This is a genomic window from Pedococcus sp. P2_E5 (assembly GCF_056403895.1).
Genome location: NZ_JBFUEP010000064.1, coordinates 1 through 16796 on the forward strand (window position 1 = coordinate 1; position 16796 = coordinate 16796).

The following is a 16796-nucleotide window of genomic DNA, read 5'->3' on the forward strand; positions in this document are numbered from 1 at the left end:
GCCGGTGTCCCTGCGCGCGGCGGTGAAGCAGTCCCTGCTCGACCTGCTGTCGGAGCAGTCATCGCTGTCCCACCCGTCGATGGCCGACATCTGGCGCGACGTCTGCAGCGGTTGCGACCTGGGCATCGGCACCCTCGCGACGCTGGCCGCCGGTCGGCTCCCCGGCCAGCGCGAGAAGCTCCGGGCGCTGCTCGGCGAGCGGGTGCTCCGGATCACGGTGAAGCCGTTCATGGACATGAACACGATGATTGAGGAGCGCCTCACCCAGTGCTGCGTCCACGTCGCGACGGTGAGTGACGAGGGCGGGCACCAGTGCGCGCCGTTCTGCGCGGTACAGGCCTGGCGTCCCCTGTCGCAGCAACGGATCTCCACGGCGGTCGGGCTGCCGATGGCCGCAGCGCCTTCGGTGACGCGAGGGGCGTCATCGTGACGAGTGGACCGGACCCGCGCCAGGTGGCGCCGCCACACACCGGGCAGCAGGCGGACTCGCCGCCCTACGACCCCTTGCGGCTGTGCGTCTTCGCCACCATCGCCCTGCTCGGCTGGGTGCTCGGGCCGGTCGCGCTGCTCGGGTTCGCAGCGCTGGCCATCGTGGGCTACGCGCGGGCCCGGCGCGCCGGCCTGCTGCGCTCGAAGTGCAAGCTCGGCGACACCCGCCTCGTCCTCGCCTACCTCACCCTGCTCGCCGTCGCGGCCTGCGTCGGCATCTATTCGTGGATCGTGTGAGAGGGACCGGTCATGTCGCAGCAACCACCAGACAACCCGTACGGGCAGCAGCCTCCGGCCACCCCCTACGGACAGCAGCCTCCGGCCAACCCGTACGGCCAGCCGCCTGCCCACCATCCCGGCGGCCAGCCCCCGGTCTTGCCCCCGGGGCAACCCCCCGTCCGCCCTGCGGGTGAGCCCTGGAAGCCACCGCGCCGCGGCCGGTCCAACGTCTTCAAGTTCTGGATGGGCGTGCTGCTGTGCCTGCCAGCGCTGTTCGTCGCCGGTGCGCTCCAGGCGGTCCCGCGCGCCGTCGGCGACGCCCTGTCGCTGCCCCCCGAGGTGGGCCAGTTCTCCACGCTCGGCCTCGACCTCGGGCTGTTCGTGGCGTTCATCGCCGGCCTCGTCGTGGAGAAGACCCGGTTCATCGTGCTGGGCATCATCGCCGGAGTCGCCGTCCTGTTCGTGGTCGCCGCCAGCGCCTGCATCCTCCTGCTCGCCGGTTTGGCGTCGGGATACTGACGGCCCACCACCGCCGCCCGAGGGACTTACCCGCAGTAAGTTCGGTCACGCCCGGGATACAGTCCTCCCGTGAAGACCTCGGCCGCCCCCCGGGCCCCGCGCGTGCGGATGCCCCGCGCCCAGCGTGAGGAGCAGATCCTCCGGGTCGCCGAGGAGGTCTTCGCGGAGCGCGGTTTCCAGGCCACCACCATGGAGGACATCGCCGAGCGCGTCGGTGTCACCAAGCCGCTGATCTACGAGTACTTCGGTTCCAAGGAGGGCCTGCTCTCGGCGTGCATCACCCACGCGAGGACCCAGCTCCGGGTGGCCACCGAGGCGGCCTGGCTGGCGGTCGGACCCGACGCGCCGCTCGAGGAGGTGTTCCGTGCGGGGGTCGCCGCCTTCTTCGCCTTCATCGACGAGCACGCCACCGCCTTCGTGCTCATCCAGCAGGAGGGCGCCGTCGCCACGCAGGCCAGTCCGCTGATCGAGAGCATCCGCGAACAGCAGTCGGCCGCGACCATGGCCACCTTCCGCGCAGCGCCCGCCCTGGCGGGCGTACCCGACCAGCTGCTCGAGGGCTACGTCGAGGTGATCATCGGCGCCTGCGAGCGAGTGGCCGTGTGGCGCATCCGCCGCCCCGAGGTGTCCGCGCAGGACGCCACGGAGATCGTCGTGTCGACCGTGTGGGGTGGCCTGTCCGCCCTGCTGCCGAGCAGCTGACTCCACCCACCCCTGGGGATCCCCCCGACTTCTGGCCACTCATGGCGCGCGAGGCTGCCCGTCGACCGGCCGCATCCGGCACACCTGGCCAGAAGTGCGGGCGTGCCGGTCACTCGGCGACGGAGAGGGCGATCCCGTCGAGGATGTCGTGCTCGGAGGTGATGACCCGCTCCACGCCGAGGCCCGCCAGCCGGCGCACCACCTCGTGCCAGATCAGCGCCCCGGCGCCGATGACGTCGACCCGCCCGGGGTGCATGAACCCCAGGGCAGCCCGCTCCGCGCGCGTCATGTGGAGCAGCGACTCGCAGGCCGCCAGCACCTCGCCGGACGACAGCTCGCTCAGGTGGATCCGCTCCGGGTCGTAGGCCTCGAGCCCCAGCGCATGGGCCGTGATGGTGGTGACGGTTCCGGCCAGCCCGACCAGCGCGCTCACCCCGCTGAACTCGACACGCTCGGCCGCGAGGTCGATGGCCGCGTTGATGTCACGGACGGCCGCGGCGATCTCGGCGTGCACGGGCGGGTCCGACCGCAGGTGCCGCTCGGTCATCCGGACGCACCCGATGTCGACGGAGAGGGCGGCCTCGACGACGTCCCCGCCGCGGACGAACTCGGTCGAGCCACCACCGAGGTCCACCACCAGATAGGGACCTGGTATGCCGTGTGCCCGCAGCTCGCCCGTGGCTCCCCTGAACGACAGGGCGGCTTCCTCGTCGCCTGAGATGACCGCTGGCGCGATTCCGTAGTGGGAGAACGCTTTTCGAACGCCAGCCACGAACTCGTCGGCGTTGGAGGCGTCCCGGGACGCCGACGTGGCCACGAAGCGGACCCGGGCCGCGCCGAGCTCCTGGCACTGCGCGGCATACTCGGCGGCCATCGCGAGGGTGCGCTCCATGGCGACGGGGTCGATGCGGCCGGTGCGGTCCACGCCGTAACCGAGGCGCACCACCTCCATCCGGCGCAGGACATCGACGAGGGCACCGGTCTCGGGGTCGACGTCGGCGACCAGCAACCTGATCGAGTTCGTGCCGCAGTCGATCGCCCCGACGCGCGTCACCACGGTCACGTCCCGTCCACGGGGAGCGCCGCGCGGACTGCCGCGAGCTCCTCGTCGGGCACGCACGAACCAGTCGCCCACCAGTCGTCGAGCATCGTGAGGGCTTCGTCGCCGAGCGGGTTCACGCCGGGCCCCACCGCGAGGGAGTGCGCGATGAGGACGTGCAGGCACTTGACCCTGGTCGGCATTCCCCCGGCCGAGATGCCCTCGATCTCCGCGACCTGTCCGAGCTCGGAGCGCCGCGCGAGGTAGTCGTCGTGGGCAGCGGCGTAGGCAGCCGCCAGGTCGTCGTCGCCCGCGAGTCGGTCACTCATCTCCTTCATCACCCCGATGGACTCGAGGGTGGAGATGGCTCCGGTCAGCTTGGGGCAGGTGGCGTAGAAGGTCGTCGGGAACGGCGTGCCGTCGGGCAGGCGCGGCTCGGTCTTGAGGACGTCGGGTGCGCCGCAGGGACAGCGGTGCGCGACGGCGGCGACGCCTCGGGGCACCCTGCCGAGCTGGGCCTGCACGGCGTCCAGGTCGGCCTGCGTCGCCTGGTCGCTCACTTGGCCGAGCTGGTCGAGCTGGTCGAGCTGGTCGAGCCGGTCGAGCCGGTGCCGCCAGTCGTGCCCGTGCTGCCGCTCGTGGTGCCGCTCGCGCCTGCTGCGGTCGGGCCGGCATCGGCGACCTGGACGGACTCCCACAGCTGGCCGTACCACGGGTGGTCACTGGAGGCGGCCGGGGCCTTCGCGACCCCCGGCAGCGCCTTGGTCGAGGGCTTGCCGTCGATCACGGTGTAGGACTTCTCGCCGACCTTGACGAACTTCAGCCGCTCGCGCGCCTGCTGCATGACGTAGGCGTCGTCGTTCCAGCGGGCCTGTTCCTTCTGCAGGTCGCTGACCCCCTCGCGCTGCTCGGTCACCTGTCCGCGCAGGGCGTCGATCTCGCCCTGCTGCCGCAGGTAGGAACGCAGCGTCGGGACGAGGGTGACGGCGAGGAGCACGAAGATGGACGCGAGCACGACCACTCGCAGGACGCCCCGCGAGCTGCGTCGCTCGGGGGACACCGGGGCACCCGCGACCTTGCGCGCCGCCCCCGAGGCGGTGGCCCGTGAGCGACCAGGTCCGGCTCCCGGTCGCGCCGAGGCGGACCGTGGCGCACCCTGACGGCCGGGACGGGCTGCCCCGGTGCGTGCCGGGGCAGCCCGACGGACGGGCTTGTCCTGCCCGCCCGTGCCGTGTCCCGAGTCAGCCATCGTGAGTTCCCTTGGTGTCCCTGCCTGGTGTCCCTGCGCGCCCGCCGTCAGGCCTGCGGCGCGAACCTCGGGAAGGCGCCGGCGCCGGCATACACAGCGGCGTCGTCGAGCTCCTCCTCGATGCGCAGGAGCTGGTTGTACTTGGCGACGCGCTCGGACCGTGCCGGCGCACCGGTCTTGATCTGGCCGCAGTTGGTCGCGACCGCCAGGTCGGCGATGGTGACGTCCTCGGTCTCGCCGGAGCGGTGGCTCATCATGCAGCGGTAGCCGTTGCGGTGGGCCAGGTCGACGGCGTCCAGGGTCTCGGTGAGCGAGCCGATCTGGTTGACCTTGACCAGCAGGGCGTTCGCCGTGCCGGACTCGATGCCACGCTGCAGGCGCACCGGGTTGGTCACGAACAGGTCGTCGCCGACGAGCTGGACACGGTCGCCGAGGCGGTCGGTCATGGCCTTCCAGCCGTCCCAGTCGTCCTCGTCGAGCGGGTCCTCGATGGACACCAGCGGGTAGGAGTCGACCAGGCCGGCGTAGTAGTCGACCATCTCGGCCGAGGTCTTGGCGGCACCCTCGAACTGGTAGGTGCCATCCTCGTTGTGGAACTCGCTCGCCGCGACGTCGAGGGCCAGGGCGATCTGGGTGCCGGCCTCGTAGCCGGCCTTCTCGATGGCCTCGAGGATGAGGTCGAGGGCGGCCCGGTTGGAGTCGAGGTTGGGAGCGAAGCCACCCTCGTCGCCGAGGCCGGTCGCCAGGCCGCGCTCCTTGAGCACGCCCTTGAGCGCGTGGTAGACCTCCGCACCCCAGCGCAGTGCCTCACGGAACGACTCGGCGCCGATCGGCGCGATCATGAACTCCTGGACGTCGACGTTGGAGTCGGCGTGGCTGCCACCGTTGAGGATGTTCATCATCGGGACGGGCAGCACGTGCGCGTTGGGGCCACCGAGGTAGCGGAACAGCGGGAGGCCGGCCGACTCGGCGGCGGCCTTCGCCACGGCCAGCGAGACCCCGAGGATGGCGTTGGCCCCGAGCTTGGCCTTGTTGTCGGTGCCGTCGAGGCCGAGCATGACGCCGTCGATGATCCGCTGCTCGCTGGCTTCGTAGCCCACGAGCTTGGGGTTGATGTCGTCGAGGACGGCATCCACCGCCTTCTGGACCCCCTTGCCGAGGTAGCGGTTCTTGTCGCCGTCACGGCGCTCGACCGCCTCGAAGGCGCCGGTGGAGGCGCCCGAGGGAACCGCCGCCCGGGCGATGGTGCCGTCGTCGAGGGCCACCTCGACCTCGACCGTGGGGTTGCCACGGGAGTCGAGGATCTCGCGGGCGCCTACTGCGTCAATCGTGGCCACAGACTTCTCCATCGTGGTGCCGGATGAGTACCCGATGAGGCTACCCGCCTGCGGGTCACCCATCGACGACCGACCCGCAGGCTGGACGGAGTGCCGGGTGGTCACCACCCGGCATACCCCCGTCTCGGGCGCGGCCCCGGACGGTCAGACGAGCGCTTGGTATGCCGCCGCGAGCGCGGCTCCCAGCCTGGCGTTGTGCCTGACCAGCGCGATGTTGGTCTCGAGGCTGGCACCACCCGACAGCTCGACGATGCGGCCGAGGAGGAAGGGCGTGATGTCCTTGCCGTGGATGCCGCGCTCGGAGCACTCGGCCAGGGCCTGGTCGATGAGGCCGCCGATCTCGGCAGCCGGGATCTCGTCCTCGGCGGGGACCGGGTTGGTGACGGCGATCCCCCCGGCGAGACCGAGCGACCACTTGGCCCGCATCATCGCCGCGAGGTCCTGCGCCGAGTCGACCCGCATCGGAGCGGCGTGGCCGCTCTCGCGCGAGTAGAAGGAGGGGAACTCGTCGGAGCCGACGACGACCACCGGCACACCGAGCGTCTCGAGCGACTCGAGGGTCAGGCCGATGTCGAGGATCGACTTCACGCCCGCGCTGACCACCGCGACGTCGGTCTGGCCGAGCTCGGTGAGGTCAGCCGAGATGTCGAAGCTCGTCGCGGCTCCGCGGTGCACCCCGCCGAGACCGCCGGTCACGAAGACCCGGATCCCAGCCAGGGCGGCCAGCCGCATCGTGCTGGCGACCGTGGTGGCGCCGTGCGCCTTGCGCGCCATGACATAGGGAAGGTCGCGCAGGCTGACCTTGGCGACGTCGGGGTGGGTGGCAAGGGTCTCGAGCTCGTCACGCGTCAGGCCGATGCGCGGTATGCCGTCGAGGACGGCGATCGTGGCCGGCACGGCCCCGCCGTCGCGGATGATCTGCTCGACCTCGAGGGCCATCTCCACGTTGCGGGGGTAGGGCATGCCGTGGCTGATGATCGTGCTCTCGAGCGCGACGACCGGTCGGCCGTTCGCGAGCGCCTCGGCCACCTCGGTGGTGAGCTGGAGCGAGGGGTGGGGGGCGTTCATCGGTTCTCCTTGGACTTGCGGCGCAGCGCCTTCCTGAGCTCTGCGTCGATGAGGCGGGCGGTGAGGTCGGGTCGGACGGTCTCAGGGCTGGCGACCGTGAGCGCGGCCGCCATCTGCCCGAATCGGGCCGCGTCGGCTGGCGCGTCACCGCGCATCAGGGCGTGCACGAAGGCGGCAGTCATCGAGTCGCCTGCGCCGGTGACGTCGACCGGCTTGACCGGCGGTGCGGGGAGGGTCACCACGGTCGCGCGCCCGCTGTCACCGAGGCTGCTGAGCAGGCTGCCACGGACACCGCGGCGCACCCAGACGTTGCTGACACCGACGTCGTGCAGTCGTCGGGCCGCGCGCGTGATGTCGGCGCGGGTCTGCGGCACGGCCTCGCCCACGATGGCGGACAGCTCGTCGAGGTTGGGTGTCAGCGCCAAGAGCGGGCGCTGCGGTGAGAGCAGGTGCGCCAGCGGCCGAGCCTTGGCGACGCTGACGGGGTCCATCACCACTGGGACCTTCACCGCCGCGGCGAAGTCGAGCAGCCAGGCGGCCGGCGCCTCCGGGACGTTGCCGTCCAGCACCAGCAGGTCGGCGTGGCTGAGCAGGTCGCGCGAGCGCATCAGCTGACGGACGGTCAACCGGTCGGTGGCCCGCATGTTCGACACCGCGACCACGAGCTCGCCGGAGGCGTCGAGCACGGCGAGGTAGCTGCCGGTGGGGTCGTCCGAGGCGATCATGTGGTCGACGACCACGCCGGCGGCACGGGTGGCCGCGACGATCTCGTCGCCGAAGGCGTCGCGGCCGACCGGGGCCACGAGGTGCGTCGGGCTGCCGAGCCGGGCAAGGTTCTCCGCGATGTTGCGCCCCACGCCCCCGGGGGTGCTGATGGCCGCTCCGGGGTTGGAGGTGCGCAGCTGGATGGCGTGGCTGGAGTGTGCCTTGATGTCCATGTTGGCGCCCCCCACCACCACCACGGAGTGTGCCTCCGGGCGAACCACGTAGCCCCGGCCGAGGATGGCGCCCTTGCGGGTGAGGTTGGACAGGTGCACGGAGACGGCCGCCTTGGTCGAACCCGTGCGGTCGGCGATGGCAGCCGCATCCAGCAGGGGCTCGGCCCGGAGCAGGTCCACGATGTCCCGCTCGCGCTCGGTGAGAGTCATACTTGGAATGTTAAAGCATACTTGGTTCTCCAAGCAACTGCCTGCACCCCGGGCGATGCTTGTTCATCGGCCACTTGCGCGGCGCGGGTCCGGCGCACCAACAGTGCACCGGACCCGCGTCCCCCGCCAGGACTCCGTGCCCCCCTGTCAGGCGGGAAGTGCGGCATGACCGTGGCGCCGCCGCGAGGTGGCAGCCATGCCTGCCCCTGCGAGTCCGATCCCGGCGAGGACGCCAGCTCCGAGCTGGAGGTACTCGACGTCGTAGCCGTTGCCGCTGCTCTCGGGTGGCCGGGGTGTCGTCGACGGCGCATTGGGGCACTTGCCGAGGTAGTGGCATTCGTACTTCTCCTGCCACGTCTGGCCGGTGCTGCTCGATGCTTGCTGGGTGCCGCCGGCCTCGTCGGGCCTGGCAGTGGCAGGACCGCTGAAGGCCAGGACGAAGATCGCGGCGGCGCCGAGAGCCTGTGCGCCCCGGCGTTGGATGGTGCGTGACATGACTACATCTCCTGATTCGTTGGTGTGATTCGTGGGTGGTGGACTAGGCGGTTGCGTGCGTGTGGGTGCGGCGCGAGAAGGCGGCGGCACCGGCTCCGGCCAGGGCGAGTCCGGCCAGCAGGCCCGCGCCCAGCTGCACGTACTCGACGGTTCCGCCGTCGACGCGTGGGGCCGCACCCGAGCTCGTGTCCACGAGGGTGGTTCCCCCCTCGTAGCAGGAGCTGGAGCAGTACTGCTCTGTGGGATCGCCGTTGCCGGGGACCTCGCGGGCGCTGGCCGGACCGGCCAACGACAGGGCGATGAGTCCGGTGGCTCCGAGGATGGAGGCCGACCGGCGGATGCTGGTGGTGTGCGACATGGTCCTGAATCCTTTGCTTGAGCTGGTGCTTCGTGCCGGACGGGCTGTCCACGACCGTTGTCGCACCCACCGGTACCGGGGCAGCGCCGACCAGGTATCAGCCGGGTATCAGCACCGTTGACGGGGTACCAGCGGAGGGTCACATTCGAGGTGTGCGCATCGCGGTGCTCGGCCCCCTCGAGGTCGACGAGGGAAGGACCCTCCTGGCTCCTCGGGACCAGGTGGTCCTCGAGGCCCTGGCCGCCCGCCCCGGTGAGACCGTGCGGGCCGAGTCGCTGGCGGAGGCGCTCTGGGGCGAACACCTCCCGCCCTCGTGGCCCAAGGTGGTCCAGGGGTGCGTCTCCCGTCTGCGCAAGGCGCTCGGGTCCCCGGCCATCGCGACGTCCGGCGCGGGCTACCGGCTGGTCCTGCACCGGGACGACTTCGACCACCTGTGCTTCGAGGACCTGCTGCGCCGGGCCGGCGAGCTGCTCGCGACCGGCGAACCCGAGCGCGCGCGGTACGCCAGCGGGCAGGCGCTCGGCCTGTGGCGTGGAGACCCGCTGGAACGCCTCACCGAGTGGGAGTCAGGTCGGATCGAGTCGGAGCGGCTAGGCGAGCGCCGACGTGACGCCGAGGACCTCTATGCCGAGTCCACCATCCGGTCCGGGCGACACGGCGACGTCATGGGTGAGCTGCACCGCATGGTCGCCCAGCAGCCGACGCGCGAGCGTCGCTGGGGCCTGCTCGCCCTCGCGCAGTACCAGGCCGGCCGTCAGGCGGAGGCCCTCGGGACGCTCCAGCGCGCCCGGGCCACCCTCGTCACCGAGTACGGGCTCGACCCCGGCCCCCACCTCGCCGAGCTCGAGGAGGCGATCCTGCGCCAGGACCCGGCACTGGTGGCCCAGGGCGCCGCCCCCGTGGAGGACGCCGTCTGTCCCTACCTCGGACTGGTCGCGTACGACGTCGGTGACGCACCGGCATACTTCGGCCGCGAGGCGGACGTCGTCGCCTGCCTGCAGCGCCTCGACGACGCTGGCATCCTCGCGGTGGTGGGCCCGTCCGGATGTGGCAAGTCCTCACTGATCCGAGCAGGAGTCGCGGCGGCGCTGGTGCGCGACGGCCACGCCCACACGATCGTGACGCCTGGAGCCCACCCCGAGGAGGTGCTGGCCCAGGCGCCGTCGGGGGCAGGCGCCGTGTTCGTGGTCGACCAGTGCGAGGAGGCCTTGGCTCTCGAGGAGACGTCCGCCGAGCGGGAAGCCTTCTTTGCCGGGCTGGTCGACTTTGCGGCACGTGGTCGACTCGTCATCTCCCTGCGCGCCGACCGCCTCGGCGAGCTCGCTGCCCACCCCGACTTCGCCCACCTCGTGGAGAGGGGGCTGTACCTCCTCGGCGGCATGGGCAAGACCGAGCTACGCAGCGCCATCGAGGGCCCGGCCGCGCAGGCAGGTCTGCGGCTCGAGCCAGGGCTGGTGGACCTACTGGTCCGCGAGGCCGAGGGGTCGCCAGGGGCGCTGCCCCTGCTGTCGCACGTGCTGCGCCAGACCTGGCGCCGCCGCGAGGGGGACACGCTGACCGTGCAGGGGTATGCCGCGACAGGAGGAGTGCGCGAAGCCGTCGCCCAGTCGGCCGAGCGGCTCTACCGCGACCTGACGCCGACGCAGCAGGGCATGCTCCGTGACCTCATGGTGCGGCTGGTTTCGTCGGACGACGCCGGCGAACCGGTCCGCACCAGGGTTTCTCGACGGATCGCGGCCTCGGATGACGAGCACACGGCCGTCGTCGAGGCCCTGGTAGGGGCACGGCTGCTGAGCAGTGACGGCGACACCGTCGAAATCGCGCACGAGTCCCTCGCCGTCGCGTGGCCGCGGCTGCGCTCGTGGCTGGACGACGACGTCGACGGGTTGCGGATCATGCGTCACCTCACTGTGGCCGCCGAGAGCTGGGACGAGCTCGGCCGACCCGACAGCGAGCTCTACCGCGGGGTCCGGCAGGCCAGGGCAGCGGAGTGGCGACGCGGCCACGACCCGCAGCTGACACCGCCGGAGCGGGCCTTCCTCGACGCCTCCGCCGAGCTGGCCGAGACCGAGGAGCGCGCCACCGAGGAGCAGGTCCGCCGGGAACGCCGCTCCAACCAGCGGCTCCGTGCCGGCCTCGCAGCGGTCGCGGCGCTGCTCGCGGTGGCGATCGTCGCGGGCGCGCTCGCGAAGACCGCCGCAGACAAGGCCGACCAAGAGAGTGTTCGAGCCGAGCAGCAGTCGCTGGTGGCAGACGCGCGCCGCCTGGGCTCAGAGGCGTTGCGGAGTGCCGCGCCGGACCTCGCGCTTCTCCTGGCGGTGGCCGGGACACGGCTCGACGACTCCCCCGACACCCGGAACAACCTCGCCGCCGTCCTCGACCGCGCGCCGGAGCTGATCGGCGTCAGCAAGGTTCTCCACCCGATTGGCCTGGCGGTGCGACCCGACGGGCGGGCCGTGGCCGTCACGGGGTGGGACATCGGGGTCACCCTGGTGAGCACCGAGACCCGCAAGGAAGTGGCGCGCAACCACGACATCCCCGTCAACGGGGTGCGCTTCAACCCGAACGGCACCCAGCTCGCCGTCGCAGTGAATGTCTTCATGGCGAGCGGTGAACGGAGGATCGACCCCATCCCCCTTCGGCTCCTCGACCCCCAGACCGCGGCCCTGGCCCCCACCCAGTTGGGCGGCCTACCGCAGGGGCGCGTCGTCCACGGGCAGCTCGCCTTCAGCAACAACGGCCGCTGGCTGGCAGCCGGCTTCATCCACCCGACCGAGCTGGACGAGGACACCTGGATCAGGGTGTGGGACACCGGCAACCTCGCCCGTCCGGCGGCGGCGTTCACGGTGCCACTCCTCGTCGGGCGCCTCGCCGTGAGCGATGACGGCGCGATGGTCCACGCCTCGGCGGGCGACCGGGTCCACACCCTGGACGTGACCGCGGGTCGCGAGATCCGGTCCGCTCCTGGCACCGGGGAGATCGCGCTCAGCCCGGACGGTTCGACCCTGGCAGTGTCCCGGGGAAGCCAGATCGCCTTGCTCGACGCCACACGACTGTCGGTGAAGTCGGTGATCGAGGAGGACGCCGGCATCGGCGAGCTCGGGTTCTCGCCGACGGGCGATCAGCTGGGCTACGAGGTCGGCGAAGGCACCCTGGTCGTCCGGAAGCTCGCAGATCCCGACGCGTCCGGGGTGCGTCTCGGCCCGAGGGCCGGCAGCTCGGTCGGCTTCAGCCCCGACGGGCGGACGCTCTACAGCCGGGGCGAGGACCGGCTGCTGATGTGGGACCTCGTGGGCGACCGTCAGTTCGTGCGTTCCGTCCCGGTCGAACCGCCGCCAAAGTCGGACAGGGTGATCGTGAGGCTGTCAGCGGACGGGCGGACCGTGGCAAGCCTCTTCGACAGTGGCGATGAGTCCTTCGCCGTACAGCTGCTCGACGTCGAGTCTGGCCGTCGGACCCCGCCGTCTGCCTTCCGAGAGAGCAACGCCTACATCCTCGACCTCGACTGGCGGCCGGACGGCCGAATGGTGGCCAGCGCCCAGAACGACCAATGGGTGGACCTGTGGGACGGCGTCACCGGGAGGGCTGCCGGCCAGCACCGCGTGCCCGACCGCTACGGAGTCGTGGACAGCGCGAAGTTCAGCGGAGACAGCACGCGCCTGGTGGTGGGGACGCACCACGGCTGGGTCTACGCGGTCGATGCGTCCACCCTGGAGATCATCGGCAAGCCCGTCCAGGCGAAAGCAGATGTGCCCACGTACGCCCTCGCCGCCAATGGCGACGGCACTCGGGCGTTGGTGTGGATCGACCACAAGCTCCAGCTGCTGGACCTCGACGCCGGACGGGTGGTGCAGACTGCCGATCCGGGTCTGGACCTCGAGGGGTTCTCCTGGATGCCCGACGGGAAGGCAGTCTTCGTGGTCGGCAGCGACCCGTCCAAGGACGGCCACGGCACAGCAGCCTTCCTGGATCCGAAGACCCTGTCGACGCGGTCCACGACGTCGGGACCGCACATTGGCGGCGGGTGGGCGATCCAGTTCTCGTCGGATCGCACCCGGTTCACGACCTCCGGGTCCGGTCCGGTGGAGCTCTGGGATGCCCGCACCCTTCGTTACCTCGGCTTCGTCCGCGCTGAGTCAGAAAGCACCGCGGGTTTCGCCCAAGGAACCTCCGATGTACTCATCGCCTGGCCACACGGAGACGTCTCGCTGTGGGACCCGCGGCCCGAGACTGCGGTCACGACCGCCTGCCGGATCGCCGGGCGGGACCTGACCGAGCAGGAGCGGCGCAGCTACCTGCCCGGCCGCGAACGCGTGAAGGTCTGTTGACTCGTCGGTAAAGCCGAGAGGTGGGCGATTCACGGCCTTCGCCCGATTCCGTCTCGACTCAGCGGTTTCGGTTGGGCCGCGGAGGCGGTATCACGCCGGTAACGCGGTGGTTGACGGCGCACCACCATGGGTCGACCGTCAGGGGTATGGGTATCGGCGTCCTCGGCCCACTGGAACTCGACGGAGCGGAGTCCGCTCTCGGGCTGCGAGACCGCGTCGTGCTGCAGGCCCTCGCTGTGCGCCACGGCCTTCCGGTCAGCGCCGACACCCTCGCCGAGGCGTTGTGGGGCGAGAGCCCTCCGAGCTCGTGGACCAAGATCGTCCAGGGCTGCGTCGTACGGCTGCGCAAGGCACTGGGTGCCGACATCATCGAGACCTCGACCCAGGGCTACCGGCTCCAGGTCCACCGTGACCACCTCGACCACGTCCGCTTCGAACACCTCCTGGACCGGGGCCGTCAGCTGACGGGCGCCCGCGAACCCGACCGCGCGGCATACCTGTTGCGTGAGGCCCTCGAGCTCTGGCGGGGCGAGCCCTTCGCCGAGCTGGTCGAGTGGGCGCCGGGTCGGGCGGAAGCCGAGCGGCTGGTCGAGCTGCGGCACGACGCCGAGGACCTGCTCACCGAAGCCCAGCTGCTGGCCGGGCGCCACGGCGACGTCCTGGGTGAGCTGCACCGCATGGTCACCCAGCAACCCACCCGTGAGCGGCGGTGGGGCCTCCTCGCCCTCGCGCAGTACCAGGCCGGCCGTCAGGCGGAGGCGCTGGCGACCCTCCAGCGCGCCCGCGCCACCCTCGTCAACGAGTTCGGGCTCGACCCGGGACCACAGCTCGCCGAGCTCGAGAAGGCGATCCTGCGCCAGGACCCCGCCCTGGTCACCCAGGGCGCCGCACCCGAGACGGAGGCTGTCTGTCCCTACCTGGGACTGGTCGCCTACGACGTCGGTGACGCCCCGGCATACTTCGGCCGCGAGGCGGACGTGGTGGCATGTCTGCAACGGCTCGACGAGGTCGGCGTCCTGGCCGTGGTGGGACCGTCCGGATGTGGCAAGTCCTCATTGATCCGGGCAGGGGTCGCCGCGGCGCTGGTGCGCGACGGCCACGCCCTCACGATCGTCACGCCCGGAGCTCACCCGGAGGAGGTGTTGGCCCAGGCACCGTCACGGGCCGCCGCGGTGTTCGTGGTCGACCAGTGCGAGGAAGCCCTGAGCCTGCCGGAGGCCTCACCGGAGCGGGAGGCGTTCTTCGCGGGACTGGTCCAGTTCGCCGCACGTGGGCGGCTCGTCCTCTCGCTGCGCGCGGACCGGCTCGGGGAGCTCGCTGTGCATCCCGAGTTCGCGCACCTGGCGGAGAAGGGGCTCTACCTGTTGGGTGGCATGGGTGCTGCCGAGCTGCGGAGCGCGATCGAGGGCCCGGCCGCGCAGGCGGGGCTGCGGTTGGAGCCGGGGCTGGTGGACCTGCTCGTGCGCGAGGTCGAGGGCTCGCCCGGGGCGTTGCCCCTGCTGTCGCACGTGCTTCGCCAGACCTGGCGGCGCCGCGAGGGCGACACCCTCACCGTGCAGGGGTATGCCGCGACCGGAGGTGTGCGCGAAGCCGTCGCCCAGTCGGCCGAGCGGCTCTACCGCGAGCTGTCCGTGAGTCAGCAGGGCATGCTCCGCGACCTCATGGTGCGACTGGTGTCATCGGATGATGCCGGTGAACCGGTCCGCACCAGGGTTTCTCGACGGATCGCGGCCTCGGACGACGAGCACACCGCGGTGGTCGAGGCGCTGGTGGGCGCTCGACTGCTGAGCAGCGACGGAGACACCGTCGAGATCGCCCACGAGTCCCTGGCCGTCGCGTGGCCGCGGCTGCGTTCGTGGTTGGACGACGACGTCGACGGACTGCGGATCATGCGCCACCTCACCGTGGCCGCCGAGAGCTGGGACCAGCTGGCACGGCCTGACAGCGAGCTCTACCGCGGGGTCCGGCAGGCCCGCGCAGCGGAGTGGCGACGCGGGCACGACCCGGAGCTGACGCCTCCGGAGCGGGCCTTCCTCGACGCCTCGGCCGAGCTGGCCGAGACCGAACAACGCGCCACGCAGGAGCAGGTCCGCCGGGAGCGCCGCTCCAACCAGCGGCTGCGCGCCGGGCTCGCAGCAGTCGCCGTCCTCCTCGCGGTCGCGATCGTCGCCGGCGCACTGGCGAAGACCGCCGCAGACAAGGCCGACCAGGAGAGTGTGCGAGCCGAGCAGCAGTCGCTGGTGGCCGACGCCCGACGGCTCGGCGCCGAGGCACTGCGCGCGCCCAACATCGACTTGGCACTGCTTCTGGCCGTGGCGGGGACACGGCTCGACGACTCGTCCGACACGCGAAACAACCTCAGCGCGGTGCTGGACCGTTCGCCCGAGCTCATCGGCACGGCGGGGGTGTTCTCGCCGAACGCCGTCTCGGTACGGCCGGACGGGCGGACCGTGGCAGTCGGTGGGAACTTCACCGGCGTGACCGTCTTCGACGCTGTGACCCGAGCCGAGGTCGCCCGCAACCACGACCTCCCCGCCCGCGCAGTCCGCTTCAACCCCGACGGGACCCAGCTCGTGGCCTCGGTCAACCCGTTCATGCCGACTGGCGAACGGCGAGTCGACCCGGTGCCCCTGCGGATCCTCGACCCCGTCACAGCAGCCCTGTCCGACACCCAGCTGGGCGGCATGCCCATCGGGCGTGTGGTCCACGGCAGCTTCGGCTTCAGCCACAACGGCCGTTGGYTGGCAGCAGGCTTCATCCACCCGGTCGAGTCGGACGAGGACACCTGGTTCAGGGTCTGGGACACCCGGGCCCTCGACCGCCCGGTGGCGGCCTTCACGGCCCACCTGCTGACCCAGGCCGGACTGGCCGTCAGCGACGACGGCACGCGCCTGTTCTCGAACGCCTATGACGGCAGCGTCCACTCGTTCGACGTGTTGGCCGGTCGGGAGGTCGGCGCCGTGTCAGCCAACGGTGCGTTCGCCCTCAGCCCGGATGGCTCGACCCTCGCCGTGGCCCGTGACAACCAGCTGTCCCTGATTGACCCGAGCTCGCTCAAGGTGCGGTCCGTGATCGACGAGGGTGGCCAGGTGGACAGCGTCGTCTACTCCCCCAAGGGGGACCAGCTCAGCTACCTGGCCGGCGAGAATCTCGTGGTGTCACCGGTAGGCGATGCTGAAGGAACGCACGTGCGGTGGGATGGGGTGGGGGGCCCTGCGGAGTTCAGCCCGGACGGACGGACCATCTGGACCACGCGGGGCGACCTGCTCTTGGCATACGACGTCGTGGGCGATCGCCGCTTCGTGCGCTCTGTGTACGTCCAACCGCATCCCGCCTCGGCACGGCTCGAGTACCCGGCGGTGTCTCCCGACGGGCAGAAGGTTGGGTACCTCGTCTCCGACGGCGAGGAGTCGTTCGGCGTGCAGTTCCTCGACGTGAAGTCGGGGACCTGGACTCCGCCATCGGCGTTGAGACCGAGCAATGCGTACTTCTCCGACCTCGCGTGGCGGATGGACAGCGGGGTCTTGGCCAGCGACTGGAACGACAAGTGGGTTGACCTGTGGGACGGGGTCACCGGGAAGCCTGCGGGGAGGCACCGGGTGCCCGACCGCTTCGGAGTCGCAGACTCGGTCAGGATCAGCGGCGACGGCACACGACTGGTGGTGGGAACGCACAAGGGCTGGGTGTACTCCGCCGACGCCACCACCCTGCAGATCCTCGGCAAGCCCGTCCAGGTGAAGGCCGACCTGCCCACCTATGGCCTTGCCACGAACAGTGACGGCACGCAGGCGCTGGCGCGGGTCGACAACGAGATCCGGCTGCTGGATCTGCAGCAGGGGCGGGTG

At 71.3% G+C, this 16796-nt stretch carries 13 protein-coding genes and 1 pseudogene; 6 read left to right on the forward strand and 8 right to left on the reverse strand.

Translation table 11 applies throughout. The features are described 5' to 3' along the window. The 4 genes and pseudogenes from AC1DVZ_RS17880 to AC1DVZ_RS17895 all read left to right on the forward strand — a co-directional run. Positions 1–430: pseudogene (locus AC1DVZ_RS17880) on the forward strand (radical SAM protein); the annotation flags it as partial. Beyond that, a complete protein-coding gene (locus tag AC1DVZ_RS17885) occupies positions 427–726 on the forward strand; it encodes a hypothetical protein (protein ID WP_477619545.1) in 300 nt (99 codons plus the stop codon). The pseudogene AC1DVZ_RS17880 and the gene AC1DVZ_RS17885, both read left to right, overlap by 4 nt. Before the next feature lie 12 nt (positions 727–738). Next, the gene (locus tag AC1DVZ_RS17890; protein ID WP_477619546.1) at positions 739–1227 is read left to right on the forward strand and encodes a hypothetical protein; all 489 of its coding nucleotides are present in this window, start codon (positions 739–741) and stop codon (positions 1225–1227) included. A 69-nt stretch (positions 1228–1296) separates the two neighbouring features. Continuing rightward, positions 1297–1929, forward strand: a complete 633-nt coding sequence (locus tag AC1DVZ_RS17895) for a TetR/AcrR family transcriptional regulator (protein ID WP_477619547.1) — start codon at positions 1297–1299, stop codon at positions 1927–1929. A 109-nt stretch (positions 1930–2038) separates the two neighbouring features. Here the strand turns inward: AC1DVZ_RS17895 and AC1DVZ_RS17900 are convergent, their stop codons facing one another. From AC1DVZ_RS17900 to AC1DVZ_RS17935, 8 genes are all read right to left on the reverse strand, one after another. Next, positions 2039–2983, reverse strand: a complete 945-nt coding sequence (locus tag AC1DVZ_RS17900) for a Ppx/GppA phosphatase family protein (protein ID WP_477619557.1) — start codon at positions 2981–2983, stop codon at positions 2039–2041. A 5-nt stretch (positions 2984–2988) separates the two neighbouring features. Next, positions 2989–3528: a DUF501 domain-containing protein gene (locus AC1DVZ_RS17905; RefSeq protein WP_477619548.1), complete on the reverse strand. Its 540-nt coding sequence runs from the start codon at positions 3526–3528 to the stop codon at positions 2989–2991. Further along, entirely contained in the window at positions 3525–4217 is a 693-nt protein-coding gene (locus AC1DVZ_RS17910; protein WP_477619549.1) for an FtsB family cell division protein, read from the reverse strand. The genes AC1DVZ_RS17905 and AC1DVZ_RS17910 overlap by 4 nt, the downstream gene beginning before the upstream one ends. 47 nt (positions 4218–4264) lie before the next feature. Continuing rightward, positions 4265–5554 carry a phosphopyruvate hydratase gene (gene eno / locus AC1DVZ_RS17915; RefSeq protein ID WP_477619550.1) on the reverse strand — a complete coding sequence of 430 codons (1290 nt, stop codon included), beginning with the start codon at positions 5552–5554 and terminating at the stop codon, positions 4265–4267. 144 nt (positions 5555–5698) lie between these two features. Next, positions 5699–6622: a pseudouridine-5'-phosphate glycosidase gene (locus tag AC1DVZ_RS17920; RefSeq protein WP_477619551.1), complete on the reverse strand. Its 924-nt coding sequence runs from the start codon at positions 6620–6622 to the stop codon at positions 5699–5701. Further along, positions 6619–7770 carry a PfkB family carbohydrate kinase gene (locus tag AC1DVZ_RS17925; RefSeq protein ID WP_477619552.1) on the reverse strand — a complete coding sequence of 384 codons (1152 nt, stop codon included), beginning with the start codon at positions 7768–7770 and terminating at the stop codon, positions 6619–6621. Before AC1DVZ_RS17925 ends, AC1DVZ_RS17920 begins: the two co-directional genes overlap by 4 nt. 147 nt (positions 7771–7917) lie before the next feature. Beyond that, positions 7918–8265 carry a hypothetical protein gene (locus tag AC1DVZ_RS17930; RefSeq protein WP_477619553.1) on the reverse strand — a complete coding sequence of 116 codons (348 nt, stop codon included), beginning with the start codon at positions 8263–8265 and terminating at the stop codon, positions 7918–7920. 43 nt (positions 8266–8308) lie between these two features. Beyond that, positions 8309–8623, reverse strand: a complete 315-nt coding sequence (locus tag AC1DVZ_RS17935) for a hypothetical protein (RefSeq protein ID WP_477619554.1) — start codon at positions 8621–8623, stop codon at positions 8309–8311. A 152-nt stretch (positions 8624–8775) separates the two neighbouring features. On the opposite strand from AC1DVZ_RS17935, the gene AC1DVZ_RS17940 reads away from it, so the two are divergent. Both AC1DVZ_RS17940 and AC1DVZ_RS17945 read left to right on the forward strand, forming a co-directional pair. Then, positions 8776–12951 carry an nSTAND1 domain-containing NTPase gene (locus AC1DVZ_RS17940; protein ID WP_477619555.1) on the forward strand — a complete coding sequence of 1392 codons (4176 nt, stop codon included), beginning with the start codon at positions 8776–8778 and terminating at the stop codon, positions 12949–12951. 146 nt (positions 12952–13097) lie between these two features. Then, the coding region (locus tag AC1DVZ_RS17945; protein ID WP_477619556.1) for an nSTAND1 domain-containing NTPase at positions 13098–16796 on the forward strand (3699 nt) is incomplete at its 3' end.

What these genes read in the sequence shown, in the direction of transcription:
- AC1DVZ_RS17890 (WP_477619546.1), top strand. Translation starts at nt 739, where the DNA reads ATGTCGCAGCAACCACCAGACAACCCGTACGGGCAGCAGCCTCCGGCC.
- AC1DVZ_RS17910 (WP_477619549.1), bottom strand. Translation starts at nt 4,217, where the DNA reads ATGGCTGACTCGGGACACGGCACGGGCGGGCAGGACAAGCCCGTCCGT.
- AC1DVZ_RS17925 (WP_477619552.1), bottom strand. Translation starts at nt 7,770, where the DNA reads ATGACTCTCACCGAGCGCGAGCGGGACATCGTGGACCTGCTCCGGGCC.
- AC1DVZ_RS17930 (WP_477619553.1), bottom strand. Translation starts at nt 8,265, where the DNA reads ATGTCACGCACCATCCAACGCCGGGGCGCACAGGCTCTCGGCGCCGCC.
- AC1DVZ_RS17935 (WP_477619554.1), bottom strand. Translation starts at nt 8,623, where the DNA reads ATGTCGCACACCACCAGCATCCGCCGGTCGGCCTCCATCCTCGGAGCC.
- AC1DVZ_RS17920 (WP_477619551.1), bottom strand. Translation starts at nt 6,622, where the DNA reads ATGAACGCCCCCCACCCCTCGCTCCAGCTCACCACCGAGGTGGCCGAG.